21 protein-coding genes are annotated in these 25821 nt (G+C 70.5%); 20 read left to right on the top strand and 1 reads right to left on the bottom strand.

The features are described from left to right. Positions 1 to 10 precede the first annotated feature (10 nt). The 20 genes from tssB (at position 11) to tssA (ending at position 24303) form a co-directional block, all read left to right on the top strand. On the top strand, positions 11 to 598 hold the full coding sequence (gene tssB / locus HH212_RS17245; protein ID WP_170203595.1) for a type VI secretion system contractile sheath small subunit: 588 nt from the start codon (positions 11 to 13) through the stop codon (positions 596 to 598). A gap of 31 nt (positions 599 to 629) precedes the next feature. After that, on the top strand, positions 630 to 2123 hold the full coding sequence (gene tssC, locus HH212_RS17250) for a type VI secretion system contractile sheath large subunit (RefSeq protein WP_170203596.1): 1494 nt from the start codon (positions 630 to 632) through the stop codon (positions 2121 to 2123). 73 nt (positions 2124 to 2196) lie between these two features. Next, the gene (locus HH212_RS17255) at positions 2197 to 2682 is read left to right on the top strand and encodes an Hcp family type VI secretion system effector (protein WP_170203598.1); all 486 of its coding nucleotides are present in this window, start codon (positions 2197 to 2199) and stop codon (positions 2680 to 2682) included. A 70-nt stretch (positions 2683 to 2752) separates the two neighbouring features. Further along, the gene (gene tssE / locus HH212_RS17260; RefSeq protein WP_170203600.1) at positions 2753 to 3211 is read left to right on the top strand and encodes a type VI secretion system baseplate subunit TssE; all 459 of its coding nucleotides are present in this window, start codon (positions 2753 to 2755) and stop codon (positions 3209 to 3211) included. Further along, entirely contained in the window at positions 3208 to 4962 is a 1755-nt protein-coding gene (gene tssF / locus HH212_RS17265) for a type VI secretion system baseplate subunit TssF (RefSeq protein ID WP_170203601.1), read from the top strand. Before tssE ends, tssF begins: the two co-directional genes overlap by 4 nt. Beyond that, positions 4950 to 6002: a type VI secretion system baseplate subunit TssG gene (gene tssG, locus HH212_RS17270; RefSeq protein WP_170203602.1), complete on the top strand. Its 1053-nt coding sequence runs from the start codon at positions 4950 to 4952 to the stop codon at positions 6000 to 6002. The genes tssF and tssG overlap by 13 nt, the downstream gene beginning before the upstream one ends. Before the next feature lie 5 nt (positions 6003 to 6007). Then, the gene (tssH, locus tag HH212_RS17275) at positions 6008 to 8701 is read left to right on the top strand and encodes a type VI secretion system ATPase TssH (protein ID WP_170203603.1); all 2694 of its coding nucleotides are present in this window, start codon (positions 6008 to 6010) and stop codon (positions 8699 to 8701) included. Continuing rightward, entirely contained in the window at positions 8698 to 10689 is a 1992-nt protein-coding gene (locus tag HH212_RS17280; protein WP_170203604.1) for a type VI secretion system Vgr family protein, read from the top strand. Before tssH ends, HH212_RS17280 begins: the two co-directional genes overlap by 4 nt. Then, the gene (locus HH212_RS17285; protein WP_170203605.1) at positions 10689 to 11378 is read left to right on the top strand and encodes a toxin-antitoxin system YwqK family antitoxin; all 690 of its coding nucleotides are present in this window, start codon (positions 10689 to 10691) and stop codon (positions 11376 to 11378) included. The genes HH212_RS17280 and HH212_RS17285 overlap by 1 nt, the downstream gene beginning before the upstream one ends. After that, on the top strand, positions 11378 to 11764 hold the full coding sequence (locus HH212_RS17290; protein ID WP_170203606.1) for a DUF4280 domain-containing protein: 387 nt from the start codon (positions 11378 to 11380) through the stop codon (positions 11762 to 11764). Before HH212_RS17285 ends, HH212_RS17290 begins: the two co-directional genes overlap by 1 nt. A gap of 28 nt (positions 11765 to 11792) precedes the next feature. After that, positions 11793 to 12032 carry a hypothetical protein gene (locus tag HH212_RS17295; protein ID WP_169433515.1) on the top strand — a complete coding sequence of 80 codons (240 nt, stop codon included), beginning with the start codon at positions 11793 to 11795 and terminating at the stop codon, positions 12030 to 12032. Beyond that, positions 12029 to 12901, top strand: coding sequence for a substrate-binding periplasmic protein (locus HH212_RS17300; protein ID WP_170203607.1), 873 nt, complete (start codon positions 12029 to 12031; stop codon positions 12899 to 12901). Before HH212_RS17295 ends, HH212_RS17300 begins: the two co-directional genes overlap by 4 nt. Beyond that, positions 12898 to 14196, top strand: coding sequence for a dicarboxylate/amino acid:cation symporter (locus HH212_RS17305; RefSeq protein WP_211172356.1), 1299 nt, complete (start codon positions 12898 to 12900; stop codon positions 14194 to 14196). The genes HH212_RS17300 and HH212_RS17305 overlap by 4 nt, the downstream gene beginning before the upstream one ends. 7 nt (positions 14197 to 14203) lie before the next feature. After that, a complete protein-coding gene (locus tag HH212_RS17310) occupies positions 14204 to 15628 on the top strand; it encodes a dicarboxylate/amino acid:cation symporter (protein ID WP_170203608.1) in 1425 nt (474 codons plus the stop codon). A 41-nt stretch (positions 15629 to 15669) separates the two neighbouring features. Continuing rightward, positions 15670 to 16197 carry a hypothetical protein gene (locus tag HH212_RS17315; RefSeq protein ID WP_229217322.1) on the top strand — a complete coding sequence of 176 codons (528 nt, stop codon included), beginning with the start codon at positions 15670 to 15672 and terminating at the stop codon, positions 16195 to 16197. Positions 16198 to 16211: 14 nt separating this feature from the next. Next, entirely contained in the window at positions 16212 to 17537 is a 1326-nt protein-coding gene (tssK, locus tag HH212_RS17320) for a type VI secretion system baseplate subunit TssK (RefSeq protein WP_170203610.1), read from the top strand. 4 nt (positions 17538 to 17541) lie between these two features. After that, on the top strand, positions 17542 to 18303 hold the full coding sequence (locus HH212_RS17325; protein ID WP_170203611.1) for a DotU family type IV/VI secretion system protein: 762 nt from the start codon (positions 17542 to 17544) through the stop codon (positions 18301 to 18303). Positions 18304 to 18305: 2 nt separating this feature from the next. Continuing rightward, positions 18306 to 22475 (top strand): type VI secretion system protein, encoded by a 4170-nt coding sequence (locus tag HH212_RS17330; RefSeq protein WP_170203612.1) that lies wholly within the window; start codon positions 18306 to 18308, stop codon positions 22473 to 22475. Beyond that, positions 22469 to 23185 carry a formyltransferase family protein gene (locus HH212_RS17335; RefSeq protein WP_229217323.1) on the top strand — a complete coding sequence of 239 codons (717 nt, stop codon included), beginning with the start codon at positions 22469 to 22471 and terminating at the stop codon, positions 23183 to 23185. The genes HH212_RS17330 and HH212_RS17335 overlap by 7 nt, the downstream gene beginning before the upstream one ends. Continuing rightward, positions 23182 to 24303 carry a type VI secretion system protein TssA gene (gene tssA, locus HH212_RS17340; RefSeq protein ID WP_170203613.1) on the top strand — a complete coding sequence of 374 codons (1122 nt, stop codon included), beginning with the start codon at positions 23182 to 23184 and terminating at the stop codon, positions 24301 to 24303. The genes HH212_RS17335 and tssA overlap by 4 nt, the downstream gene beginning before the upstream one ends. 12 nt (positions 24304 to 24315) lie before the next feature. On the opposite strand, the gene HH212_RS17345 is transcribed toward tssA, so the two are convergent. Further along, positions 24316 to 25812, bottom strand: coding sequence for a histidine-type phosphatase (locus HH212_RS17345; RefSeq protein ID WP_170203614.1), 1497 nt, complete (start codon positions 25810 to 25812; stop codon positions 24316 to 24318). Positions 25813 to 25821: the final 9 nt, after the last annotated feature.

Consider the following 25821-nt stretch of genomic DNA (forward strand, 5'->3'; position numbering starts at 1 on the left):
CGAGGTAGGAATGTCAGATAGTTTGCAAAAATGGGTTGGCCGCAATCGTCCGCCGCGCGTCCAGATCACCTATGACGTCGAAATCGGCGACGCCATCGAGAAGAAGGAGCTGCCGCTGGTCGTCGGCCTGCTGGCCGACCTGTCGGGCCAGCCGCTGGTGCCGCCGCCGAAGCTGAAGGCGCGCCGCCTGATCGATATCGATCGCGACAATTTCAACGAGGTCATGGCCAACATCGCGCCGCGCCTCGACCTGTCGGTGCCGGACACGCTGAAGGGCGAAGGCAACCTGAAGGTCGAACTGAACTTCACCGAATTCGATCACTTCCATCCGGAAGCGATCGTCGCCCAGGTGCCGCGCCTGGCCAAGCTGCTGGAAGCACGCCAGCAATTGCGCGACCTGCTGAGCAAGCTGGACGGCAATGACGAACTCGACGCGCTGCTCGAGAACATCGTCCAGAACACCAACGAACTGAAACAGCTCAAGGAACAGGGACCGGCCGCGGCCGCCGCGGCTGCCGCCATCGCGGCCGCCGCCGCCCCGGAAGGCGCCGCCCCGGAGGCTGCACCGGATGCCGGACCGGAAGCGTCGCCGACCTGATTCCACAACCGTCTACACAGAGAGCTTAATCATGGCTACCACCCAATCCGCGCCGAGCGGCGCCGTCACGTCGACCGAGAGCGGCGACCTGGGCCTCCTGGACCGCATCGTCCAGGAAGGCAAGATGGCGATCGAGCCGTCGCAAGGCGCCTACGCCAAGAAACTGCTGGGCCAGTTCGCCACCCAGGTGCTCGACGAGGGCATGAAGACGGCGCCCGACAAGGGCGTCGTGGCGACCATCAACGAACGCGTGGCCGAGATCGACCAGATCCTGAGCGACCAGCTGAACGCCATCATGCACGACCCGGAATTCCAGAAGCTAGAAGGCTCCTGGCGCGGCCTGCGCGACATGGTGTACGGCACCGAGACCGGCGCCAACCTCAAGCTGCGCCTGCTGAACGTCTCGAAGAAAGAGCTGCTGAAGGACCTGGAAGGCGCCGTCGACCACGACATGAGCGTGCTGTTCAAGAAGGTCTACGAAGAAGAATACGGCACCTTCGGCGGGGCGCCGTATTCGCTGCTGATCGGCGACTATTATTTCGGCCGCCATCCGCAAGACATGGCGCTGCTGCAGCGCCTGTCGAAAGTGGCTGCCGCCGCGCACGCGCCCTTCGTCACCGCCGCCGCGCCGTCGCTGTTCGACATGAGCGAGTACACCGAGTTGGGCGTGCCGCGCGACCTCTCGAAGATCTTCGAAAGCGCCGAGATGGCGACCTGGCGCGGCTTCCGCGATTCGGAAGATTCGCGCTACGTGGCGATGGTGCTGCCGCGCTACGCGGCGCGCCTGCCGTACGGCGCCAAGACCGTGCCGGTGGAAAATTTCGCATTCGAGGAAGACGTCGACGGCCGCGACCACAGCAAGTACCTGTGGGCCAACTCCGCCTATCAGCTCGGCCTGCGCATCACCGACGCCTTCGCCAAGCATAGCTGGACCACCGCGATCCGCGGCGTGGAGGGCGGCGGCAAGATTTCCGGCATGACCGCCCACACCTTCAAGACCGACGAAGGCGACGTGGCGCTGAAGTGCCCGACCGAAGTGGCGATCACCGACCGCCGCGAAAAGGAATTGAACGACCTGGGCTTCATCGCCGCCGTCAATTCCAAGGGTTCCGATTTCGCCGCATTCTTCGGCGGTCAGACCGTCAACAAGCCCAAGGTATACAACCTCGATGCGGCCAACGCCAACGCGGCGCTGTCCGCGCGCCTGCCATACGTGCTGGCGGCGTCGCGCTTCGCGCACTACATCAAGGTGATCATGCGCGACAAGGTCGGCAGCTTCCAGACCCGCCAGTCGGTCGAGGCCTACCTGAACAACTGGCTGAGCTCGTACGTGCTGCTGAGCCCGAACGCCACGCAGGGAGAGAAGGCGCGCTTCCCGCTGGCCGAAGGGCGTGTCGACGTGACCGAGATCGCCGGCAAGCCGGGCGCCTATTCGGCCACCGTGTTCCTGCGTCCGCACTTCCAGATGGAAGAGCTGACCGCGTCGATCCGCCTGGTGGCCGAACTGCCGGCCGCCGCCGCCTGATCGTTTTCGATAGTCTTCGCGCTGTCCGGCGGCATGGCGCCGCCGGACAGCGCCCTACATTCTGGAGCAATGCATGTCTGACGTACTCATCCTCGACCTGGGCACCACCATCGTCGGCAACTGCCAGGTCACCGGCTATGCCGGCAAGATCATCGTGCTGTCGTATTCGCACAGCGCTTCCATCCCGATGCAGATGGACTCGGCCAACACCGAGCGCACCGCCGGCCGTCCGGTCTTTTCGGAACTGAGCTTCTCGAAGATGTCCGACCTGTCGACCACCGAGCTGTACAAGGCCTGCACCCAGGGCACCAAGATCGGCACCGCCACCCTGTACGTGGGCCGCGTGGAAAACGGCAAGTACATGAGCTTCTTCAAGTACGAAATGACCAACGCCATGATTTCCAGCATCTCGACGTCCGGCGGCGGCGGCATCCCGTCCGATTCGTTCACCATCGCGTTCACCAAGATCAAGTGCGACTACACCCAGCAGCAGTCGGATTCGACCGCCAAGGGCACCGGCACCTGGAACTGGAACCTGGAGACGATGAAGGCCGACTGATGTCCGCGGCGGCGCGGCGCGGCGCGGCGCGAGGCTTCGCGTTTCGCCGTGTCCGGTCCATAATGTCACTATGTCGAAAACCATCACCGCAGCGCTGGTTCCCCTGTTCGACCGCCTTGCCGGCGGCGCCTGCGCCTCCCCGGACGGCAGGCTGCTCGACGGCGGCGGGCTGCAGCAGTCGCTGCAGCTGGACCTGATGCGCCTGTTCAACGTGCGCAATGCGATGACGGTGCGCGAATTCCTCGACGGCGATCCCACGGTGCTCGACTATGGCTTGCCGGACATGCTGTCGCTGTCGGCCCAGTCCGACCAGGACCTGCTGACCTGGGCCGGCGTGCTCGAGCGCAGCATCGCCCTGTACGAACCGCGCCTGGCGCACGTGCGCGTGACGGTCACCCCCGACCGCACGCGCCCGAGCACGGCGCGCGCCGTCATCGTCGCCGCGGTGCGCCTGGGCCAGCAGTTGTGCCGGGTCGACTTCGACATGGCGCTGGACGGGCGCAGCGCAGGCATGAAGGCCGCGGCGTGAGCGACGACCTGCTCGAGTACTACCGGCGCGAGCTGGCCTACCTGCGCACCCAGTCGGCCGACTTCGCGGCGCGCTATCCGAAGGTCGCGCAGCGCCTGGTGCTCAGCGGCGGCGAATCGGCCGACCCGCACACCGAGCGCCTGATCGAATCGGTGGCCTTCCTGACGGCGCGCGTGCACCGCGACCTGGACCGCGATTTTCCCACCGTCGCCGGCGCGCTGCTGGACAACCTGTGCCCCAGCCTGACCCAGCCCGTGCCCGCCATGACGGTGGTGCAGATGACGCTCGATCCGACCCAGGGCAAGGTCATGGCCGGCATGCCGGTGGCGCGCGGCACCATGCTGTCGGCCACCGCGGCGGGCGGCGAGAACTGCCGCTTCCAGGTGGCGGCCGGCACCACCCTGTGGCCGCTGCGGGTGGATTCGGCCAGTCTGGAAGACGGGCGCACGCTGCGTCTCGACCTGGCCTGCGAGGGTGGCGTCGACGTCGCCGAGCTGGAACTGGACAGCCTGCGCCTGCACCTGTCCGGCGACCTGATGACGACCATGCCGCTGCACGAACTGCTGGTGAGCGGCCTGGAACGCATCGAACTGCTGGGCGGCGACGGCCGCCTGCACCGCCTGGGACCGGCCAGCCTGGCCGAGGTCGGATTCGCCGAGGACGAGGCGATCCTGGCGCAGCCGAACCACGCCCATCCGGCCTATGCGCTGCTGCAGGAATACTTCGCCTTCCCGCGCAAGTTCCAGTTCTTCGACCTGTGCGGCCTGCGCGGCCGGCTCGGCAGCGGCGCCGGCTTTTCGGTGCGCTTCGTGTTCGACCGCAGCGTCGCCGCGCTGTCCCGGGTCGGCCGCCACACCTTCCTGCTCGGCTGCATGCCGGCGGTGAACCTGTTCCGCCTGACCAGCGAGCCGATCCGCATGGACCGGCGCCGCTACGAATACCTGCTGGTGCCGGACTACCAGCGCGACGCCACCACCGAAGTGCACTCGGTGCTGGCGGTCACCGCGTCCGACCCGCGCGCCGAAGGCACGCTGACCATCCCGAGCGTGTTCGCGGAGTCCGCGCCGGACAATCCGGACGGCCCCGGCGTGTTCTGGTCGCTGCGCCGCGAGATGAGCCTGCGCAAGGGTATCGGCGGCACCGACGCCTACCTGAGCTTCGTCGACCGCAGCGACGTGCACACCCAGCCGGGTTCGCCGGTGGTGTATGCCCAGCTGCTGTGCACCAACCGCAACCTGGCCGAGCAGGTCGGCCCCGGCACCCGCTTCTACGGCGAGGGCGTCTCGACCTCGACCACGATCCGCGCCCTGTACCAGCCCAGCCTGCAGCGCCCGCCGGCGCTGGAAGCGAAGGCGCTGTGGTCGCTGGTGGCGCTGCTGCGCCTGAACCACCGTTCGCTGGTGGACGGCACCACCGGCGTGCAGACGCTGCAGCAGATGTTGCTGCTGTTCGCCGGCGACAGCGCGCGCGACCAGGCGCAGGTGCGCGGCATCAAGAGCATGACGGCCAGGCCGGCCAGCGCGCGCCTGGGCCGCGAACTGTGGCGCGGCCACTGCCGCGGTACCGACATCGTGCTGGAATTCGATGCCGACGCCTTCATCGGCACCTCGCCGCTGGTGCTGGCGGGCGTGCTGTCGCGCTTCTTCGCGCTGTACACCTCGGTCAATTCCTTCGTCCGCCTGGGCGTCACGCGCAACGGCGAACCGTGGATGCAATGGCCGGCCATGAGCGGACGCCAATGCCTGATCTGATCGCGCAGCTGCGGGAAGCGCCGCACGATTTCGACCTGTTCCAGGCCCTGAGCCTGCTGGAGCGCAGCCGCCCGGCATGCGCCCCGGTCGGCACCTCGCTCGGCCTGGACGAAAGCGTGCGCCTGGCGGCCCAGGTGACGCAGGGCTTTGCCGCCAGCGACCTGGCGGCCCTGGTCGACAGCACGCAACCCGGCCCGCCGCTGACGCTGCGCTCGCCGGTGCTGTCGCTGGCCGGCGCGCACGGCCCGCTGCCGGCGCCGTTCACCGAGGCGCTGCTCGAACTGCGCCGCGGTCGCGATCCGAGCGGCCTGGATTTCCTCGACATCTTCAACCAGCGCCTGCTGGGCTTCCTGTACCGCAGCCGGCGCAAGCACCACCTGGCGCTGGCGGGCGGCAGCGTGGAAGGCGCGCCGCTGGTGCGCGCGCTGGACGCGCTGTCGAGCCTGGGCCGCGCCGAGGGTGCGCGCGGGCCGGATGGCGAGCAGGCCTGGCTGCGCCATGCCGCCGTGCAGGGCGCGGCGCCGCGCTCGATGGCGTCGCTGCTGGCCGTGGTGCGCGACCGCATGGGCGTGCCGTTTCGCGGCAGGCAGTTCGTCGGCGGCTGGCACCCGCTGGCGCGCTGCGACCGCGCGCGCCTGGCCAGCCAGGGCCGGCGCGCCGGCGCCGAGTCGCGCCTGGGGCAGGGCGCCAGCCTGGGCGCGCGCGCCTGGGACCAGGGCGGCGGCCTGGCGCTGGATGCGCCGCCGCTGGCGCCGGCGCGCTTCGCCGCGCTGCTGCCGGGCGGGCCGGACCACGCGCTGCTGGGCTGGCTGGTCGGGCGCCACCTGCAGCGCGACATGGACGTGCAGGTACGGCTCGAACCGGCGGCGCGTCCCGTCACCCGGCTGGGCGTGCCGGCCTCCGCGCAAGGACAAACGCCGGCGCTGGCGCCGCGCCTCGGCCTGAGCGCCTGGCTGTGCAGTCCCGGCGCGGGCGCGCGGCCGGCAACCTACCGGCCGGCCCGCTTCGGGCTGGCGAGCGCAGCACCCGAAAGGACTTGAGCAAGATGGACATCGATATCCGCACGCTGCTGGGCAAGCTGAACCCCGAATGCAAGCGCGCCATGGGGCAGGCCGCCGAACTGTGCGTCAAGCAGACCCACTTCAACGTCGAGCTGGAACACCTGCTGCTGGTCCTCCTCGAGAACCGCGCGCCCGACCTGGCGCTGGTGCTGGAACGTTTCGGCATCGACCAGTCGGCCGTGGCGGCGCAGCTGCAGGCCAGCCTGGACGGTTTCAGACGCGGCAACGGCCGTACCCCGGCGCTGTCGGCGCGCTTCATCGCGCTGTTCCAGGAAGCATGGCTGATCGGCTCGATGCTGCTCGGCAGCCAGCAAGTCCGTTCGGGTACCGTGGTGCTGGCGTTGCTCGAGGTCGACGCACTGCGCGGCGTGCTGCTGGAAACCGCGCCTGCGCTGTTGCAGATACCGCGCGATGACTTGCGCCGCGAACTGGCAGGGCTGTTGGCGGCATCGAGCGAGGACGGCGGCACGGCGGCGCCGTCCGCGGGCGTGCCGGCCGCGCCGGGCGCGCCCGGCGCCATGCCGCAGGGCGCGGGCGCCAAGACGCCCGCCCTCGACCAGTACACGGTCGACCTGACCGCCCAGGCGCGCGCCGGCGCCATCGACCCGGTCCGCGGCCGCGATCCGGAGATCCGCCAGATCGTCGACATCCTGCTGCGGCGGCGCCAGAACAACCCGATCCTGACCGGCGAGGCCGGCGTCGGCAAGACCGCCGTGGTCGAGGGCTTCGCCCAGCGCATCGCCCAGGGGCTGGTGCCGCCGGCGCTGGCCGACGCGGTGGTGCGCTCGCTCGACCTGGCGCTGCTGCAGGCCGGCGCCGGCATCAAGGGCGAGTTCGAGAACCGCCTGAAGTCGGTGATCGCCGAAGCGCGCGCCTCGGCCACCCCGGTGATCCTGTTCATCGACGAGGCGCACCAGCTGATCGGCGCCGGCGGCGCCGAAGGGCAGGGCGACGCCGCCAACATCCTCAAGCCGGCGCTGGCGCGCGGCGAACTGCGCACCATCGCCGCCACCACCTGGGCCGAATACAAGAAGTACGTGGAGCGCGACCCGGCCCTGGCGCGCCGCTTCCAGGTGGTCAAGGTCGACGAGCCGGCGCCGGACGCTGCCGTCGGCATGTTGCGCGGCATGGTCGCGACGCTCGAACAGCACCACGGCGTCGAGATCCTGGACGAGGCGGTGGTGGATGCGGTGCGCCTGTCGCATCGCTACATCTCCGGGCGCCAGCTGCCGGACAAGGCGATCAGCGTGCTCGACACGGCCTGCGCGCGTGTCGCCATCGGCCAGGCCGGCGCGCCGCCGCAGCTGGAGGCGCTGGAGCACGAGATCGTGCTGGCCGGCGAGGCGCTGGCGCTGGCGCTGCGCAGGCGCGCACGCGGCGAGGACCAGGCCGCCCACATCGCCGAACTGGAAGCGCAGCTGGCGGCGCTGCGCGCGCGCCAGGCCCGCCTGCGCGACAAGCTGGGCGAGGAACGCCGCGCGGTCGGGGAAATCCTGGCGCTGCGGCGCGAGATCGCGGCCAGGGCGGCGCGCGAGCAGGAGGGCGCCGAGGCCGACCTCGAAGAGCATCGCGCCGGCGGCGACCAGCTGCAGCGCCTGCAGAAGGGACTGGAAACGATCCAGGACGACGACCCGCTGGTGCCGGTCTGCGTCGATCCGGGCATCGTGGCCGACGTGATCTCGGGCTGGACCGGCATCCCGGTCGGCAAGATGATGGCCGACGAGATCCACACCGTGCTGCAATTGAAGGAGCACCTGGCCGACCGCGTGGTCGGCCAGGACCAGGCGCTGGATGCGATCGCGCGCCGGGTGCGCACCTTCCGCGCCGAACTGGACGACCCGGGCAAGCCGGTCGGCGTGTTCATGCTGGTCGGCCCGAGCGGGGTCGGCAAGACCGAGACCGCGATCGCCCTGGCCGATACGCTGTACGGCGGCGAAAAGAACATGGTGACCATCAACATGTCCGAATTCCAGGAGGCGCATTCGATTTCCAGCCTGAAGGGTGCGCCGCCCGGCTACGTCGGCTACGGCAGGGGCGGCGTGCTGACCGAGGCGGTGCGCCGCCGCCCGTACTGCGTGGTGCTGCTCGACGAGATGGAAAAGGCCCACCCGGACGTGCTCGAACTGTTCTTCCAGGTGTTCGACAAGGGCGCGATGGAAGACGGCGAAGGCATCCCGATCGACTTCAAGAACACGCTGATCCTGCTGACCTCGAACGCCGCGCAGGACGTCATCACCCAGGCCTGCGCGCACGGGGCGCGGCCCGATCCGGAACAGCTGGTCGAACGGCTGCGCCCGGCGCTGCTGCAGCAGTTCAGTCCGGCCTTCCTGGGCCGGCTGGTGCTGGTGCCGTACTATCCGCTGGGCGACCGTCAGATCCGCAACATCGTCGACCTCAAGCTGGCGCGCCTGGCCGCGCGCTTCGGCGAGAACCACAACGCGCGCTTCACCTGGGACGACCGCGTCACCGAGGTGGTGACCGCGCGCTGCACCGAAACCGACAGCGGCGCCCGCAACATCGACTACATCCTGACGCAGACGGTGCTGCCGCAGCTGTCCTCGCTGGTGCTGGAACGCATGGCGATGCAGACCGCGTTCAGCGCCGTGCACATGAGCGTGGGCGCCGACGCGTCGTTCCGCTTTGCCTTCCGCGACGATCCGCTGGGGCGTGGACCATGAGGACCGGTTTCGAGCAGGCCGGGGCGTTTCTCTCGGTGTCGTCGCCGTTCGGCGCCAACGACCTGCTGCTGGACGCCGTCGACGGCAGCGAGGGCATCTCGGAACTGTTCAAGTTCAACCTGCACATGCGCTCGGGCAGCACCAGCCTGAGCGCGGCCAGCGCGGTCGGCCAGCCGATGACCGTGACCATGTCGATCCCGGGCGGCAGCAAGCGCTACATCTCGGGCATGGTGGCGCGCTTCGTGCAGAGCGGCTTCGACCGCGACTTTGCCACCTACGAGGCCGAACTGGTGCCGATGCTGTGGCTGCTGACGCTGTCGCGCGACCGCAAGATCTACCAGGGCAAGTCGGTCACCGAGATCGTTGCCGCCGTGCTGGGGGCGTTCTCGATCACGTTCGAGGACAAGACCAGCGCCACCTATAGCGCGCTGGACTACTGCGTGCAATACGACGAGACCGCGTTCGACTTCATCTGCCGGCTGATGGAGCAGAACGGCATCTGCTATTTCTTCACCTTCACCAGCAGCGCCCACACGATGGTGCTGGCCGACGCCAACGGCGCGTTCGCGGATTGCGACGGCGCCGCCGCCGTGCGCTTCTTCCCGCGCACCGGCATGCACAACGCCATCGACACGGTGTCGCGCTTCGCGCACGAGAACACCATCGCGATCAGGACCGCCACCGTCAACGACTACGATTTCCTGCAGCCGAGCACCAGCCTGCAGGGCACCCACGCCGCCACCGGCGGCCAGGGCGAACTGGTGGAATTCGGCACCGGCCACCTGGCCGTGGCGGCGGCCAACGCGATCGCCAAGCTGCGCGTGGAAGCCAGCCAGGCGAATGCCGAGGTGCTGCGCGGCGACAGCTTCTGCTACCCGTTCGGGGCCGGCACCAGGTTCACGCTGTCCGACCATTTCGTCGCCGCCCTGAACGCCGCCTTCGTGCTGCGCCGCGTGCACCACACGGCGCGCGACGAGCTGTACACGAATTCCTTCGAGGCGTTCCCGGCCGCCGTGCCGTTCCGCCCGCCGCTGCTGACGCCGCGTCCGCGCGCGGTCGGCTGCGAGACGGCGCTGGTGGTGGGCCCCAGCGGCGAAGAGATCTGGACCGACAGCCACGGCCGCATCAAGGTGCAGTTCCCGTGGGACCGCGACGGCGCCAAGGACGACAAGAGTTCGCCCTTCATCCGGGTCGCGCAGTCGGTGGCCGGCAAGGGCTTCGGCGCGCTGTTCTTGCCGCGCGTGGGCCAGGAAGTGGTGGTCAGCTACCTGAACGGCGACCCGGAACGGCCGCTGGTGACGGGCTGCGTGTACAACGCCGAGAACGCCACCCCGGTCGCGCTGCCCGCCAACCAGACCCAGAGCGTGCTGCGCACCTGGTCGTCCAAGGGCGGCGAAGCCGGCAACGAACTGCGCTTCGAGGACAAGAAGGACGCCGAGCAGCTGTACCTGCATGCGCAGAAGGACATGCTGGTCGAGATCGAGAATGCCCTGACGACCACCATCGCCAAGGGCGCCGAGACCCATACGCTGACCGAGGGCGACCGCACCGTCGATGTCCAGAAGGGCAAGGAAACCCACAACGTCAAGGGTACGCGCACGCTCGACGTCGGCGGCGACGAAAGCCATACCAACGGCGCCAAGTTCACGCACAAGGTGACCGGCGACTATGCGCTGACGATCGACGGCAAGCTGACCATCACCGTCACCGGCGGCATCACCATGAAATCGAGCGCGGCGGTGGCGCTGGAGAGCGGGACCGGCTTCGGCGTCACCGCCGGCACGGCGCTGAACAACAAGTCGGGCACCGAGCTCAAGAACGAGGCCGGTACCAACCTGACCAACAAGGCCGGATTGAACCTGGTCAACCAGGGCGGCGTCCAGCTCGACAACAAGGCGCCGATGATCAACAGCAAGGCCGATGCGATGCACACCGTCGAGGCCGGCGCAATCCTGACGCTCAAGGGCGCGCTGGCCAAGGTGAACTGATGGACGACGCCGCGATCCGCCTGATCGAGCAGCACGACGACGCCGGCCGCCTGGTGCAGCGTTGCCACATGCGCGGCGGGCTGCTGCACGGGGTGCTGGAAAAATTCGCCGCCGACGGCCGCCTGCTGTTCCAGGCCGGCTTCGAGGACGGCAAGATGCACGGGCCGATGACGGCCTGGACCGAGGACGGCAAGCTGCTGCAGAAGGCGCCGTTCCGCCTCGGCCAGCCGCACGGGATCATGCAGATCTATGCCAACGGCCGCTGCATCTCGCAGCAGACCATGGTGGACGGCGTGCCCGAGGGCGTGACCCAGACCTACGACGAGGCCGGCCACCTGACCGCCAGGCTGACGCTGCTGAAGGGCCAGATCCACGGCCCGGCCGAGTTCTTCCACGAAGGCCTGCGGGTGCGCAAGTCGGTGTACCGCGCCAATCTGCTGGACGGCGAGTCGATCGACTTCGATGCCGAGGGCACCGTGGTGCAGTCGTGCGTCTACAAGGCCAACCTGCTGCACGGTCCGCTGCGCCGCTACTGGCCGGACGGGGAACTGATGGAAGAAACGATCTACCGCAACGGCAAGCCGGTAGGCGCGCCGGCACGCTACGATGCCGGCGGCAAGCCCGTCGGCGTCGCGCAGGCCGAGCCGGCGCTCCTGGAACGGCTGCAAAAACTGGTGAGGGGAAGCTGATGGGACAGCATGCCTGCATGGGCGCGATGATCAAGTGCAGCTTCGGCGCGGCGCCGGGCGCATTGATGGTGTTGCCGCTCAACCGGACGCTCACCGGCGTGCCGGACGCCAACATCATGGACAACAAGCCGATGGTCAACATCCTGCCGTTCGGCACCTGCATGTCGCTGGCGAACCCGATGGTGGCCGCCGCCACCGCCGCGGCGCTGGGCGTGCTCACGCCGATGCCCTGCATCCCGATGACGATGGCGCCGTGGGTGCCGGGTTCGCCCACGGTCTTGCTGGGGAATATGCCGGCGCTGAACGATGCCTCGAAACTGATATGTGCCTGGGGCGGCGTGATCGCCATCAACGCTCCCGGCCAGTTCACCGTCGCGGTCCCCTGACATCCACTCCACTGGTCGTGCACACGAGATGAGTACCGAATACCGTTTTTCACTGACGCCGCGCCTGATCGGGCTGGCGCTGTTCGGCGGCGTGGCCCTGATGGTGCTGCTGTTCGCGCTGGGCTACCAGGTCGGCCGCGGCATGGCGGCGGGCGGGCGCGAGGAAGGTCGCACGGCCGCCGCCGAAGCCGCCGGCGCGCGCCTGCTGCGCAAGGCGGACACCGGCGCGGCCGACGCCGTGTCGCCGTTGAAAAAGGCGCTGCAATGAAGGCGCCGGCGTTCCTCGCCCTGGCCTGCGCGCTGCTGGCCGGCGCGCCTTCATGGGCAGCGCCGGCGGCGCCGGCGGCGGCCCCCGTCGCCGTGCCGGAGGCGCAGGCGCGGCTGGTGAAGGCGGCCGACGGCCGCCTGCTGGCGCCGGACATCGCGCGCATCGTCAACCGCAACGAACTGGTGGTGGCCATGCTGGCGAAAGACAATCCGCCGTTCTTTTCGGTGAAGAAGGGCGTCCTGGTCGGCACCGACGTCGACATGGCCAGGCGCGTGGCGAACGAGCTGGGCGTGGGCCTGCGCTTCGACCGCAGCCCGGCCACCTTCGACGGCGTGGCCGAAGCGGTGGCGGCCGGGCGCGCCGACCTCGGCATCAGCCGGCTGGCGAGAACACTGCGGCGCGGCCAGTACGTGCATTTCTCGAACACCTACATGCGCCTCGGCCATGCGCTGCTGATCAACCGGGTGAAATTCGCCGCCATGGCCGGCGACCGTCCGCTGCAGCAGGTGATCCGCAACTTCGACGGCAAGCTGGGCGTGCTCGCCAACTCTTCCTGGGAAGAGTTCGGCCGCCGCAACTTTCCGCGCGCGCAGCTGGTGCGCTTCGCGACCTGGGAACAAGCGGTCGCCGCCGCCAGGAGCGGGGCCGTGGTGGCCGCCTACCGCGACGAGCTGGAGGTCCAGCAGATCGTCAGGAACGAGCCGGGCCTGGCGCTGAGCCTGCGCACCGTCACCTTCGACGACCTCGAGTCGCCGCTGGCGATGATGGTCGGCATCGGCGACCCGACCCTGCTTTCCTTCGTCAACGAAGTGATCGCGCAGTGGGTCGACAAGCCGACCGTGAGCAGCGTCCTGAAGGCGATCAAATGAACACCGTTGCCGAATTGCCGCGCACCGTGCGGCGCTATCACCGCTGGGCGCTGAGCCCGTGGACCGTGCTGGCCTGCGTGCTGGCCGGCGGCGTGTTCGGCTGGGCCGCACCGGCGCCGGCGCGGGCGCTGGGACCGGTGGGCGTGGTGTATGTCGACCTGCTGAAGATGATCGTACTGCCGTTCATGATCTCGGCCGTCATCTTCAGCCTGCAGAACCTGTACCGCGAAGGCGGCGCCAGTCGCATATTCAAGCGCATGGCGCTGGTGTTCGCGGCGTTCTCGGTCGCGGTCGCGCTGCTGGCCACCTGCACCTCGCTGCTGTTCAACCCGGGCAGCGGCCTGTCGCCCGACACCCGCGCCGCGCTGGGCAAGCTGGTCAACGAAGACGGCGACCGCAGCAATACCGTGATGTCGATGCGCGAGGAAGCGGCGCCGCCGCCATCGCGCAGCATCGGCCAGGTGCTGGAATCGCTGATCCCGCAGAACATCTTCGCCGCCCTGGCCAACGGCGAGACGCTCAAGGCGCTGGTGTTCGCGCTGCTGTTCGGCTTCGCCGCCGGGCAGGTGCCGACCCGGCTGTCGAGCGGCCTGCACGAAGCGCTCGGCACCATCTACCACGCCTGCCAGACGCTGACGCGCTGGGTCAACCTGCCGCTGCCGGCGGTGCTGTTCTGTATGGCGGCGGCGCAGATCGCGCATAGCGGGCTGGAACCGCTGCAGGTGATGGCCGGCTTCGTGGCCACCTTCCTGGGCTTGTCGCTGCTGCTGCTGGGCGCCGGCGTGCTGGTCATCGCGCGCCGCGCCGGGGTGGCGCACGGGGCCGTGCTGGGCGCGCTGCGCGAGCCGTTTGCCCTGGGCGTGGCCACCAGCAACAGCGCCACCTGCATGCCGGCCATGATCGACGGCCTGGCCGGCAAGCTGCAGTTCTCTCGTGCGCGCGTCGAGCTGCTGGTGCCGCTGACGATCTCGCTGCTGCGCATGGGCTCGGTGGCCTATTGCGTGTGCGGCACGCTGTTCATCGCGGCGCTGTACGGCCGGCCGCTGGGCGCGGGCGATGTGCTGCTGCTGGCGCTGGTGTCGATGCTGTCCGGCTTCGCCTCGGCCGGCATGACCGGCATCGTCACGGTGTCGCTGGTGGGCACCACGGCGGCCTACCTGGCGCTGCCGTTCGAGGCAGTGTTCGTGCTGCTGGCGGCGGTCGATCCGCTGTGCGCGATGGCGCGCACCGCCGTCACCGTGGTCACCGGCTGCGCCGCGGTGGCGTCGGTGTGCGACGAACCGGTCAAGCTCTAGGATGGCCATGCGCCAGCTCGCCAAACCCGCCGCCTTCCAGGCCAGAGAGATGCTGCAGCACCCCGCGCTGTTGCTGGGCATGGTGCTGCTGGGCGGCTGGGCCGGGGCCGTGCTGCCGCAGGGGCAGTCGCTGTTCGCCGCCTGCGCCGCCCTGTACCTGCTGCTGATCCAGATGGCGGCCCTGCCGTTCGTGATCCTGGCCGTGTACTTCGGCCTGCAGCGGGTGCCGGCCATTGCGCACGCGCGCCGGCTGCTGGCGACGGTCGCCGGCCTGTCGCTGCTGGGCATGCTGCTGTGCGCCGTGGTCGGCATCCTGGCTGCGGGCGCGGGCGGCGCCGGCAGCCACATGACGGCGCAGCAGGCCGCCGCCTTCGGCCGCCTGACGCTGCGCGCCGAAGGCGGCATGTCCATGGCGCGCTACGGCGCCGACGCCGCGGCGGCGCTGCCCTGGGACATCGGCGCGCTGGTGCCGGACAACCTGTTCGGCGTGCTGTCGCACGGCTCGATGCCGTCGATCCTGATCGGCGTGCTGTGCTTCGGCGCGGCGGTGGCGGCGCAGGCGCCGGGGTCGACGCGCTCGCTGGGCGCGATCCTGGAAGCCAGCTACCGCGCGCTGGAATCGCTGGTCCACTACGTCAACTACTACCTGCCGGTGACGGCATTCATGCTGGCCGCCACCGCGACCGCCGCGGCCGGTGTCGAAGCGATCGTGCTGCTGGGCGGCTTCCTGGCAACCTTCCTGGCCGGCGTCCTGGCCGTCAGCGCGCTGGCGCTGGGCCTCATCGGCTGGCGCTTGCAGACCTCGCCGCTGAAGGTGCTGGCGGCGTTGCGCGAGCCGATCGCGGTGTGCCTGTTCTCGCCGCTGGCGGTGGCCGCCGTGCCGGGCCTGATCGCCGGCATGAGCGAGCGGCTCGGCTACAGCCGCGGCCTGGTCGAACTGTGCGGGCCGATCGCGCCGGTGTTCATGCGCGCCGGCGAAGCCATGTTCTTCGCGGTGCTGGCCATCTTCGTCGCCAACCTGTACGGGGCGCCGCTGGACGCGGTCGTCGTGGCGCGCATCGGCGCGCTGTCGTTCGCCGCCGCCTTGCTCTCGGTGGGGGTGACGGGGGCCAGGTCGGTGGCGCTCGGCGGCTTCGTGCTGGCGCCGCTGGGCTTGCCGCTGGAAGCGGTCCTGCCGGTGTTCATGCTGGTCGAAGTGTTGTGCGAAGGCGCACGCAACCTGCTTTCGCTGCTCATATCGTCCGCGCTGATTGCGCTCGTCGCGGAGGGACTGTATATTAATCGAGCGCAAGATTTCCCTCAGACACCTCTTGAACCCATTCGCTTCGTCTTCAGCCGCAGGCAGCTCGCGGCGCTTTCCGTCTTGATGTGCATTGCGCTGGCGAGCATCTTCTGCGCCGGCGTCGGGTTCGGTTTGCATAAAGCGATCTGATCATTGTGGCGATGACCAACTGGAATGAAACGGCTTTCATCATGACTGCACCGGGCAAGCGCCGCCGCGCCATGCTGGCGCTCGGCCTGGCCGGCCTGCTGGCCGGCTGCAAGACCGTGTCGGGCGCGGTCGACGGCGCCCGCTCGATGGTCGGCCTGGGGCCGAAGCCGTCCACGCCGGACTGGAAATCGCTGGTGCTGCGTGCCGACGACGACGCCAACGCCAACAGCGCCATCGCGCTCGACATCGTATTCGTGCGCGACACGGCGGCGCTGGATGCGATGGCGGTCATGCCCGCCAACAAATGGTTCGCCGGCCGGGCCGACCTGCAGCGCAGCTTTCCCGGGGCGTTGACGGTGCTGTCCTTCGAACTGGTGCCGGGCCAGACCGTCAAGGTGCAGGACGCGCTCTGGCGCGACGCCGCCGGCTGGGGCGTGCTGGCCTTCGCCGGCTACGCCGGCCCCGGCGAGCACCGGGCGCGCCTGATGCTGGATGCGCGCGCCTGCCTGATCGAGCTGCGCGCCCAGGATTTCAGCGCTACCGACCCGACGCCCGGCGCCACCAAATAGACCGAACCAAGCCCATGACGCATACCAAGCTCCCAGACCGCATCCAGTGGCATGAAGGCCTGTTGCTCACCCCCCAGCACTTCCAGCAGGAAGGGGCGCGCCTGGAAGCGCTGCTGGCCTGGCAGTCGCTCGCGGCGCAACCGTACGGCTGGGGCGTGCGCCGCCTGGCGATCGACGAGGCGCTGCTCAACACCGGCCTGCTGCGCGTGCTGCAGCTGGAAGCGGTCCTGCCGAACGGGATGGCGGTCGCCTACGACAGCGCCAGCGCGCAGGGCCATGCGCTGGAGCTGGCGCTGGCGCCGTGGGACGAGGCCATGGCGCAGGGCGAGGTCGACGTCTACCTGGTGCTCGGCAATACCCGTTCGCTCAACCAGCCGGGCCAGCCGGCCATGTTCCGCGGCGTGGAAAGCGCGCCGGTGGAAGACGAGATTTCGCAGGCCCTGCCGGCCGACGTGCCGCGCATGGCGGTCAACCTCGGCCTGATGGCGGGCAAGCTGCCGCCGGCGGCGTACACCGCGCTGCGCCTGGCGACCGTCAACAAGGTCAACGAGGTGGTGCGCCGCGGCGCCTACCTGCCGGCCATGCTGGAGGTGCCGGCCGAGGCGGCGCTGCGCCAGCGCGCCCAGGTGCTGGCCACGCAGATGCGCAACAAGGCGCTGTTCCTGGCGCGCCAGACCGCGCATCCTTCCTCGCGCACCGAAGACCGCCTGGCCATGCTGGAGCAGAAAGGCCGGCTGGCCAGCCTGACCCTCAACCTGCCGTGGCTGGAGGCCGTGCTGCGCTGCCCGGTGGTGCAGCCGCTGCCGCTGTACCTGGCCCTGTGCGCCCAGCTAGGACCGCTGGCCACGCTGCGGCCCGGTGCGGTGCCGCTGCTGCCGCCGGCCTACGACCACGCCGACAGCGGCCCGCTGTTCGATGCCGTGCTGGAGGCGCTGTCGGCCCTGGTGGCCGAGGTCAGCCAGGAATGGAAGACCGTCACCTTCGGCTTCGACGGACGCGCCTTCGCGCTGCCGCTGCAGCAGGAATGGCTGGGCGGGCGCCTGGTGGTGGGCCTGCGCGGACAGCCCGAGCGCGAGGCGGCGCAATGGATGGCGGGCGCGGTGATCGGTTCGCAGACCGTATGGACTTCGCTCACCGACCGCCGCGTGCTGGGCGCCGCGCGCAGCCAGATCGACGAGGCCGCCGAGCTGGGCGTGCGCAGCAGCGCCGGCTACACCCTGTTCGCCATCGAAGCGTCGGACGCCTTCATCGTGGCGGGGCAGGCGCTCCTGATCAGCAATGCCAACGACACCCTGCAGGCCCGGCGCCCGCAGGAAATCGTCCTGTTCGTCCGGGGGTGAGCGCATGAGCCGGCACACCACCGAAGTACGGGTCAGGGCGCCGGCGGGCGCTGCGGCGAACGAGGGCGTGGACCTGGCGTCGAGCCAGTTCCGCGATTTCTACGACGTGCTGGCGCGCGCGGCGCACGCCGTCGTCCGCCTCGGCGAGGACGAGGCCAGGGGCGCGGCCGAGGCGCTCAGCCGCCAGCTGTGCCAGCTGATCGAGCTGCAGTCGCTGGAAGCGCGCCGCGTGGGCGGCAAGGGCGGCGCCGAGGCCGACCTGCAGGGCCGCTTCCTGAAGGCGGCGCTGGCCGACGAAGTGCTGCTCAGCACCGACTGGGCCGGACGCGACTACTGGCGCCACGTGCTGGTCGAGGCCACCCTGTTCAAGTCGAGCTATGCCGGCGAGCGCGTGTTCCAGGACCTGGACCAGCTGCTGCGCGAGCGCGAGCCGGCGCGCCGCAACGTCGGGCGCCTGTACCTGTACCTGCTGTCGCTCGGCTTCCAGGGGCGCTACCGCGGACTGGCGCAGGACAAGATCGCCGAGTACCGGCGCGAGCTGTTCCAGTTCGTCTACCAGCGCCCGGCCGACCTGCAGGGGCGCGACCGCACGCTGTCGGCCCAGGCCTATGAAAGCACGCTGTTGCACCTGACGGCCGGCCGTCTGCCGCGCCTGAACCGCTTCGGCCTGCTGGTGCTGCTGGGGATGCTGATCCTGCTCGGCCTGTCCGAACTGCTGTGGCTGTGGGTCTCGTGGCCGGTGCGCAGCGCCCTGGAGGGAGGCTGAGCATGGGGTTCTTGTCTGATAACATTGCGATCGTCACGCTGCTGGCGCTGACGCTGCTGGTGCTGCTGCTGCTGGGGGTGGTGGTGTGGGCGGCGATGAAGGGCGCCGGCCAGGCCGGCAAGCCGGCCGCGCCCAAGGAGCGCCGCATCAGCAGCGATTCGCTGCGCCAGTCGTTCCGCGTGGCGGTCGAGCTGATCGAAGCCAACCTGGCGGCGCGCGCCGAACGCTACAACCTGAACTGGACGCTGGTGCTGAACGAGGGCAGCCACGGACGCGAGCTGCCGCTGACCCAGTCCGGCCTGCCGAGCGCGCTCAGCGCCGACAGCACCCTGACCGCCAGCGGCCAGGGCATCAGCTGGAACTTCTTCGACCAGGGCGTGGCGATCCAGCTGCAGACCCAGTACCTCGGTTCGCCCGACCCTGCGGACGCCGGCAGCAACGGCACCTGGGACGCATTCCTCGGCTTGTGCCGCAGCTACCGTCCGGACCGCCCGTTCGACGGCATCGTGCTGGCGCTGCCGGCCAGCCTGTTCCTCGGCGCCGACGGCGACGGCGGCGAGGGCGAAGAAGGCCAGGGCCAGCTCGAGGTGATCGCGCGCGCCAAGGCCATCCACCGCCGCCTGTGGCTGGCGCAGAACCGGTTGGCGCTGCGCTTCCCGATCTATATCGCGATCGCCGACTGCGAGGCCATTCCCGGCTTTGCGCGCTTCGCCGCCGCGCTGCCGGAAGCGCTGCGCCGCTCGATGCTGGGCTGGTCGTCGCCGCACGAACTGGCGGCGCCGTACCAGGCGCACTGGATCGACACGGCATTCAACGAGATCGGGCGCAGCCTGTCCGACGCCGGCGCCGAGCTGTGCGCGCTGGAGCCGGCCGGCGCCGACAGCAGCGCCTACTTCCTGCTGCCGGCGCAGGTCGAGCGCCTGCGCGCCGGCGTCAAGCTGTTCGCCGACGAGCTGATGCGCCCGAGCGCCTACCATGAACCGTTCCTGTTGCGCGGCATCTACCTGACCGGCGACTGCAGCGACGCCGCCGTGCTGGCCGGCGCCGGCGCCAGTGCCGGCACGGACGCCGACGCCCCCGCCATGCTGCCCGGCGACGGCCTGCTGCCCCTGGACGGCCTGCCGGCGGCGCTGCCGGACGGCGCGCTGGAGCCGGTACTGGACGAACGCGCCATCCTGGCGCCGGGCCAGCCGGGACAGGCCAGCACGGTGCCGGCCTTTTTGCGCGACATCTTCGAGCGCAAGATCTTCGCCGAGACCGGCCTGGTGCGCTCGGCCTCGTCGCAGCGCATGCGCCGTCCCGCCATCAACCGCGCGCTGCGCTGGGGCGCGCTGGCACTGCCGGCGCTGTGGCTGGCCGGCCTCGGCTTCGGCACCGCGCGCCTGTACACCATGTCGGACCAGATGGTGGTCTACCTGAAGTCCCTGAACCGCGACACCGCCGGCACCCTGCAGGCCGGCCTCGGGCGCAGCGCCGACCCGGCCCGCAGCCGCCAGCGCGCCGTCGACGCGCTGGTCAACATCGAGCGCATGGACGCGGCCCACGTGGGCTCGTTCTTCATGCCGGGTTCCTGGTCCTGGTTCGACGGCCTGCACGACCGCCTGCAGCAGCGCATGGAAAAGGGTTTCGCCGACAACGCCTTCGACCCGCTGCGGCGCGCCACCTACCAGCGCATGAGCGACCTGACCGGGGTGCCGGTCGATCCGGTATCGGGCGGCCTGATCGTCGGCGCCCAGTGCACGCTCCCGCAGAACTGGGCCCAGAACACCAGCGGCGGCGCCAGCGCGCTGAACGTGGAAGACCTGCCCGAGTTCGGCGCCACGCTGCAATACCTGGCGCAGCTGGAACAGACCGAGAAACTGCTGGCGGCGATGATGCGCCTGAAGTCGCCGCGTACCGGCCCGGCCTCGGGCGACGATTTGGCGCTGGTGGTGCACATGCTGCTGGGCGTCGACCTGAGCGGCAACCCGGCGCGCACCGCGGCCCTGTTCCGCCAGGTGGCGCAGAGCGTCCCTTCGTTGACCATCGAGCCGCTGCAGGAGGCCGCGGCCTGCTCGTTCCGCCAGGCCATGCGCGCCACCACGCGCCGCCTGTTCGCCGAGAACGGCATGCTCGCCGCCGAGCAGCAGATCGGCGAAAACGCGCGCACGCTGCTCGACGCCGGGCCGCGTCCGGCCGACCCGGGCGCCGTGCTGCAGGCGTGGCAGCAGCTACGCATCGGCCTGCGCGTGCAGGAACGTTACATGGCCGGCGGCAAGGGCGCCTGGATGCGCGGCGAGACGCTGGCGCCGGGCCCGGCCTGGGACAACATGCTGCTGCGCACCGAGCAGCTGGCCCTGCTGGGCAAGCCGGCCGCCGATGAGGCGCGCCGGCAGGCCGCGGCCGGCTTCCTGCAGTTCCAGTCCGCATGGCAGGCCGCGCTCGGTGCCGATCCGCTGATCGGCGGCATGGGGTCCGGCATCGAATGGTCGGAGACCGCCCACGGCTGGGCGTTCGCGGAAGACCGCAAGGCGTTGCTGGACGGCCTGTCCGGCGTGCTCGGCCAGCCCTGGATGAAATTCAACGCGGCGGTGCGTTTGCCCGAGGTGGCGCCCGGCTCCACCGTGTCGTGGGACGCCACGCGCCTGGACCAGGCGCTGGCGCTGGCGGATGCGCGCAAGCGCTTCCAGACCGACCTGCTGCCCAGGTTCCCGGCGCAGCTGCAGGCAAGCGCCGCCACGCTGGCCGACATGGGCCTGGTGCAGAGCGCGCGCGACCTGCTGTCGCAGGCGTACTTCGTCTCGGCGCGCGAGATCCAGGCGCCGGCCAGCGAAGCCGGGCGCGGACGCGCGCTACGCCTGCGCAGCTGGCTCGAAGACATGGGGGCCGGCGCCGCCGCCGAGGAATTGAACGGCGTGCTGGTCAGGGACGCGCTGTCGCGCCTGCAGGTGCTGGACGAGATGCTGGCGCGCGCCCAGCCGTTCGTGCCGCGCGACCGCGCGTTCCGCGGCTGGAGCGGCGAGAAGGGGCCGCTGCTGGACGCCTTCGGCGCCGTCGACGCCGCCGGCTTGAACGGCTACGTGGCGCAGCAGCAGAGCTTCATCGAGGCGGCCGGCAAGGATGCCGAAGTGCTGCTGCTGCAGATCGGAAATGTACAGCCGGGCAATGCGCTGGTGGCGCGCTGGCAGGCCACGGTGGCCGACCTGCAGCGCTATCGCCTGAAGAGCCCGACCAGCAGCCTGCTCGGGCTGGAACAGTTCGTGCTGAACGGCGCCGTCGACATCGACGCCGGCAATTGCCTCGACAAGCTGTCGGCGCGCGCCGCCCAGCAGCGCGGCGCCGACCTGTTTGCCGAGCGCTTGCAGGCGTTGCAGTCCGGCCTGGCCGCGCGCTGCCGCGAACTGGGCCAGGCCGGTTTCGACGATGCCTGGAACCGCTTCGCCACGGCCTTCAACCGCGACCTGTCCAACCGCAGTCCGTTCCGCGCGGCGTCGTTCGACGCCGCTGCCAGGGGCGAGCGCGCGTCCGCCGCCGATGCCGGCGACGTCGGCAGCGCGCTCAAGCTGTTCGAGCGCGTGCCGGCATCGGTGCAGGCGAATGCCGCCCGCGCCGGCGCGCCGCCCAACCTGCGCAAGGTGAGCGAGCAGATGCAGGCGGTGCACGACCTGCTGGCGCCGCTGTATCCGGCCGAGGACGGCCAGGCCGCCGGCATCGACGTGACCGCCGAGTTTCGCGCCAACCAGGGTGCGGAAGTCGACGGCAACAAGATCATCGACTGGAGCCTCGCCATCGGCGCCCAGACACTGCGCCAGCGCGATCCGGCGCGGCTGCTGCGCTGGGAGCCGGGCATGCCGGTGACGCTGACGCTGCGCCTGGCGCAGGACGGCCCGACCGTGCCGAAGGCGGACCCGGCCCAGCCCGACCTGGCGGTCGAGCAGCGCACCGTCAGCTTCCGCTTCGACGACCCGTGGGCGCTGCTCGGCTTCGTCGCGGCCCACCGCGACGGCGACTCGGGCGCGCGCGCGCAGCTGCTGCGCTTCGAGTTCCCCACCAGCCAGGTGGGCGAGGGCGGCCGCGTGCAGGTGCGCGACGGCCGCGCCAGGGTTTTCGTCCGCCTGACGCTGAGCGCGCCGGGCAAACGCACCGCGCTGGCCTGGCCCAGCGCATTTCCCGTCAAGGTACCGACATGGTAGATACAGAAGACAAGAGCGGACCGGTGCGCGTCGCCGTGTTCGGCAGCTTCCACCGCGGCTTCCACGTGCTGAGCGAACTGCTCAAGGGACCGCTGAGCGCCCGGGTACGGGTGGTCGGCGTGGCCACCGACGACATCGAGGCGGCCTTCGTCAGCCGCGAGCGGCGCGTGTGGTCGTATCCGCACTATCCCGAGGAACGGACCATGGTCGAGCGGCTGGCCGCGGCGCATGGCTTGAGCGCCTACAAGGGCAAGGTCAAGACGGCCGAGTTCTACCGCCTCTACGAAGAGGAATGGCGTCCCGACGTGTGCCTGTCCGCCACGTTCGGCCAGCGCTACGACGCGCGCCTGTTCGGCTATCCGCGCCTGGGCTTCTATAACCTGCATCCCTGTATCGACGACGGCTGGCCGTCCGCCTTCGCCGGCCCGAATCCGTACCAGGCCCTGATCGACGCCGGCGCCGACCACAGCGTGGTCGCCATGCATGCCGTCGACGACGGCTTCGACACCGGCAAGCTGCTGGCGCTGTCGGAACCGGTCTGGATTCCGCCCGGTGCCACAGTGGTCGACCTGCACCGCATCTCGTCGCCGGCCGCCGCCCGCTTCGCGATGCAGGAACTGGAAAAACTGCTGGACGCGGCCGCCTGCGACGGCGCCCGCGCCGCTGCCGCTGCTGCTCGCGCCATCGACGCCGCCGCCGCCATCCCATGAACGATTCCCGCTTTTTGCCGCCGACCGGGTTGCTGAGCAGCGCGCAGCTCGGCGAACTCGACGCGCTGTGCCAGCCGATCGATGCGGACGCGCCGTGCGGACCGCCGATCCGCTTCGACCCGATCTTCACCGAAATCCGCCTGGCGCGCGAAGAGGACGACCCGAACCTGCCGATGGGCGTGTGGGAGCGTCCCTTGAAGCGGGCCGACTGGGCCCAGATCGAAGCGCGCTGCAAGACCACCCTGATGCACCATTCGAAGGACCTGCAGATCGCCGCCTGGCTGGCCGAGGCGTGGACGCGCCAGCACGGCTTCGACGGCCTGTTCCGCGGGCTGGTGCTGGTCGAGCGCCTCTTGGTGCGCTTCTGGGACACGCTGCATCCGCGGCTGGACGACGACGGCGACGCCGAGCTGCGCGTGGCGCCGCTGGAGTGGATGAATGCGTCGCTGGCGTCGACGCTGCGCGTGCAGATTCCGGTCTTGCGCGACCTAGCGCCGGCCAGCCGCTTCACCCTGGCCGACTGGGAGAGGTTGACCAGCGACGAGCTGTCGCCGGCGCGCCAGGAAGAGGCGCGCAAGGCAATCGCCGCGGGCGGCGAGGCGCAGCTGACGCGCGCCGACCTGATCGCCAGCGCCATGGCCGGCCTGGGCGCCGAAGTCGGGCGCAGCACCCGGCTGGTGCGCGGCTGCCTGGAAGCGCTCTCGTCGATTTCCGGCTTCACCGACGACCGCCTCGGCATGGAGGCGCCGAACATGTCGAGACTGCGCGACACGCTGCGCGCGATGGAGCGCGTACTGCAACAGATGGCGCCCGCCGCCGGAGGTGACACGATGGAACAGCAGGACGAGACGGCGGCGCCGGATGCGCAGCCCGGGAGCGTCGCGGCTGCGGCGCCGGCGCCGGTCAAGGCCGGCTGGCGCAATCGCGACGAAGCCTACGCCGCGCTGGAAGCGATCGCCGATTACCTGAACCGGATCGAACCGCACAGCCCCACGCCCTACCTGCTGCGGCGCGCCGTCAACTGGGGCCGCATGCCGCTGCCGGAACTGATGGCCGAGATCATCCGCGAGGAGGGCGACCTGAACCGCCTGGGCCACCTGCTGGGACTGAACGGTTGACGGCAGCGCCGCTCAGCGCGCGTAGCACACGCGCAGCGAGGCGACGTCGTAGTAGTGGCTGGCGGGCGCGATGCGGGCGCCGTCGCAGGCCGGCTTGAAGTCGGTCTCGGCCTCGTTCCACAGCATGCGTACGATGCGCCGGCCATCCGGGTGGCGGTAGACGTCCCACTGCAGGTTGGCGCTGTACGGAGCAAGGTCGGCGCTGCGCCAGCGGTGGGCGGCGGCGCCGTACGTGGCCGCCTGCGGCAGCGGCTCGGACTTGCCGGGCAGGCCGAGCGCGGCGGCCAGCGGGATCATGATCTCGGCATGGGTGAAGCGCAGGTGCACGCCGGGCTCGTCGCCATCCAGTTCGCGCAGCAGTTCGCCGACCAGGCCGGCGGCCATGCGCCAGGTGACGCCGTCCTGTTCGCGCAGGCCCGGTCCTTTTTCATAAAAATCCTCGGCATCCTTCAGGCGCGCCAGCAGGCGCGCGTGCTGCGGCGGCAGGTAGGCGCCGAAGTCGCGGCCATCCAGTTCGCGCGCCAGGCCGGGCGCGATGTCGTGCACCTCGCCCAGCGCCTGCAGGGCATCGACGGCATTCGCGATCACGGCCTTGCCGTCGCCCTGCAGCGTGGTATCGAACCCGCCGGCGCCGGTGAAGGTGACGCTGCCGGTGTTGGCGGTGCGGATGGCGCCGCGTTCCAGGCGCGCCAGGAAGGCCGGACGGAACAGGCGGCCCAGCACCGCGTGCGCGGCCGGCTGCAGGCGCGGGTCGGCCTCGATGACGTCCAGCCTGGCGGCGAGCGCGGGGCCGGCGAGGTAGGCCTGGTAGGCAAGGCTGGCGCGGAACACCTCGGCGCGCCAGCCTTGCTGCGCGTCGCCGCCGGCGCCGCTGTCCGTTTTCGCGTTCAGCTTGTGGAAGTACAGCGTGTAGCGGTTGGCGCCGGCTTCCTGTACTTGCGGCGCCAGCGCCGGCCGCGCCTGCAGCAGCGCCTTGACGTAGGCGGCGGCGCTGTCGCGGGCGCGGTCGACGCCCGAGTGCTCGACCACGATGGCGCCGCCGCCGGCGCCGGCGCCGTCGAACAGCGCGGGCAGGCGCGCGACCGTGCGCCGGGCGAGCCCGCGGTGCTCGTCGATGCCGATCAGCGACAGGTTGCCGTAGCCGGGCTTGGCGACGCCGTCGACGCCGGCGCCCAGCACCGCGTTCGCGCGGATCAGCGCTTCCAGGTCGGCCTGCAGGCGTGCGCCCAGCGGCGTCAGCGCCCGGTCGTCGCGCGCGCGACGGCACAGGTTCAGCAATGCCAGCTCGCCCTTCATGCCGGTCAGGCCGCGCGCGCCGTGGCGCGCCACCAGCTGCAGCTGCACCGGTACGAAGCCGGCCGGCGCAGGCTCGTACGTGGCCGGGTCCTGGCGCGGCGCGTAGGGCAGCTTGGTGCCGCCCACGGTGTCCCGCAGGGTCGCGGACGAAGGCGCGGCCGCGGCCGTGCCGAGGCAGGCCAGCAGCGCCGCGGCGAGCGCGCTCCGGTTCAAGGCGGCACG

This window comes from Massilia forsythiae (assembly GCF_012849555.1).
GTDB lineage: Bacteria > Pseudomonadota > Gammaproteobacteria > Burkholderiales > Burkholderiaceae_D > Telluria > Telluria forsythiae.

Coding starts and splice junctions, on each gene's coding strand:
- tssB (WP_170203595.1), top strand. CDS start 11: ATGTCAGATAGTTTGCAAAAATGGGTTGGCCGCAATCGTCCGCCGCGC.
- tssC (WP_170203596.1), top strand. CDS start 630: ATGGCTACCACCCAATCCGCGCCGAGCGGCGCCGTCACGTCGACCGAG.
- HH212_RS17255 (WP_170203598.1), top strand. CDS start 2,197: ATGTCTGACGTACTCATCCTCGACCTGGGCACCACCATCGTCGGCAAC.
- tssE (WP_170203600.1), top strand. CDS start 2,753: ATGTCGAAAACCATCACCGCAGCGCTGGTTCCCCTGTTCGACCGCCTT.
- tssG (WP_170203602.1), top strand. CDS start 4,950: ATGCCTGATCTGATCGCGCAGCTGCGGGAAGCGCCGCACGATTTCGAC.
- tssH (WP_170203603.1), top strand. CDS start 6,008: ATGGACATCGATATCCGCACGCTGCTGGGCAAGCTGAACCCCGAATGC.
- HH212_RS17280 (WP_170203604.1), top strand. CDS start 8,698: ATGAGGACCGGTTTCGAGCAGGCCGGGGCGTTTCTCTCGGTGTCGTCG.
- HH212_RS17285 (WP_170203605.1), top strand. CDS start 10,689: ATGGACGACGCCGCGATCCGCCTGATCGAGCAGCACGACGACGCCGGC.
- HH212_RS17290 (WP_170203606.1), top strand. CDS start 11,378: ATGGGACAGCATGCCTGCATGGGCGCGATGATCAAGTGCAGCTTCGGC.
- HH212_RS17295 (WP_169433515.1), top strand. CDS start 11,793: ATGAGTACCGAATACCGTTTTTCACTGACGCCGCGCCTGATCGGGCTG.
- HH212_RS17300 (WP_170203607.1), top strand. CDS start 12,029: ATGAAGGCGCCGGCGTTCCTCGCCCTGGCCTGCGCGCTGCTGGCCGGC.
- HH212_RS17305 (WP_211172356.1), top strand. CDS start 12,898: ATGAACACCGTTGCCGAATTGCCGCGCACCGTGCGGCGCTATCACCGC.
- HH212_RS17310 (WP_170203608.1), top strand. CDS start 14,204: ATGCGCCAGCTCGCCAAACCCGCCGCCTTCCAGGCCAGAGAGATGCTG.
- HH212_RS17315 (WP_229217322.1), top strand. CDS start 15,670: ATGACTGCACCGGGCAAGCGCCGCCGCGCCATGCTGGCGCTCGGCCTG.
- tssK (WP_170203610.1), top strand. CDS start 16,212: ATGACGCATACCAAGCTCCCAGACCGCATCCAGTGGCATGAAGGCCTG.
- HH212_RS17325 (WP_170203611.1), top strand. CDS start 17,542: ATGAGCCGGCACACCACCGAAGTACGGGTCAGGGCGCCGGCGGGCGCT.
- HH212_RS17330 (WP_170203612.1), top strand. CDS start 18,306: ATGGGGTTCTTGTCTGATAACATTGCGATCGTCACGCTGCTGGCGCTG.
- HH212_RS17335 (WP_229217323.1), top strand. CDS start 22,469: ATGGTAGATACAGAAGACAAGAGCGGACCGGTGCGCGTCGCCGTGTTC.
- tssA (WP_170203613.1), top strand. CDS start 23,182: ATGAACGATTCCCGCTTTTTGCCGCCGACCGGGTTGCTGAGCAGCGCG.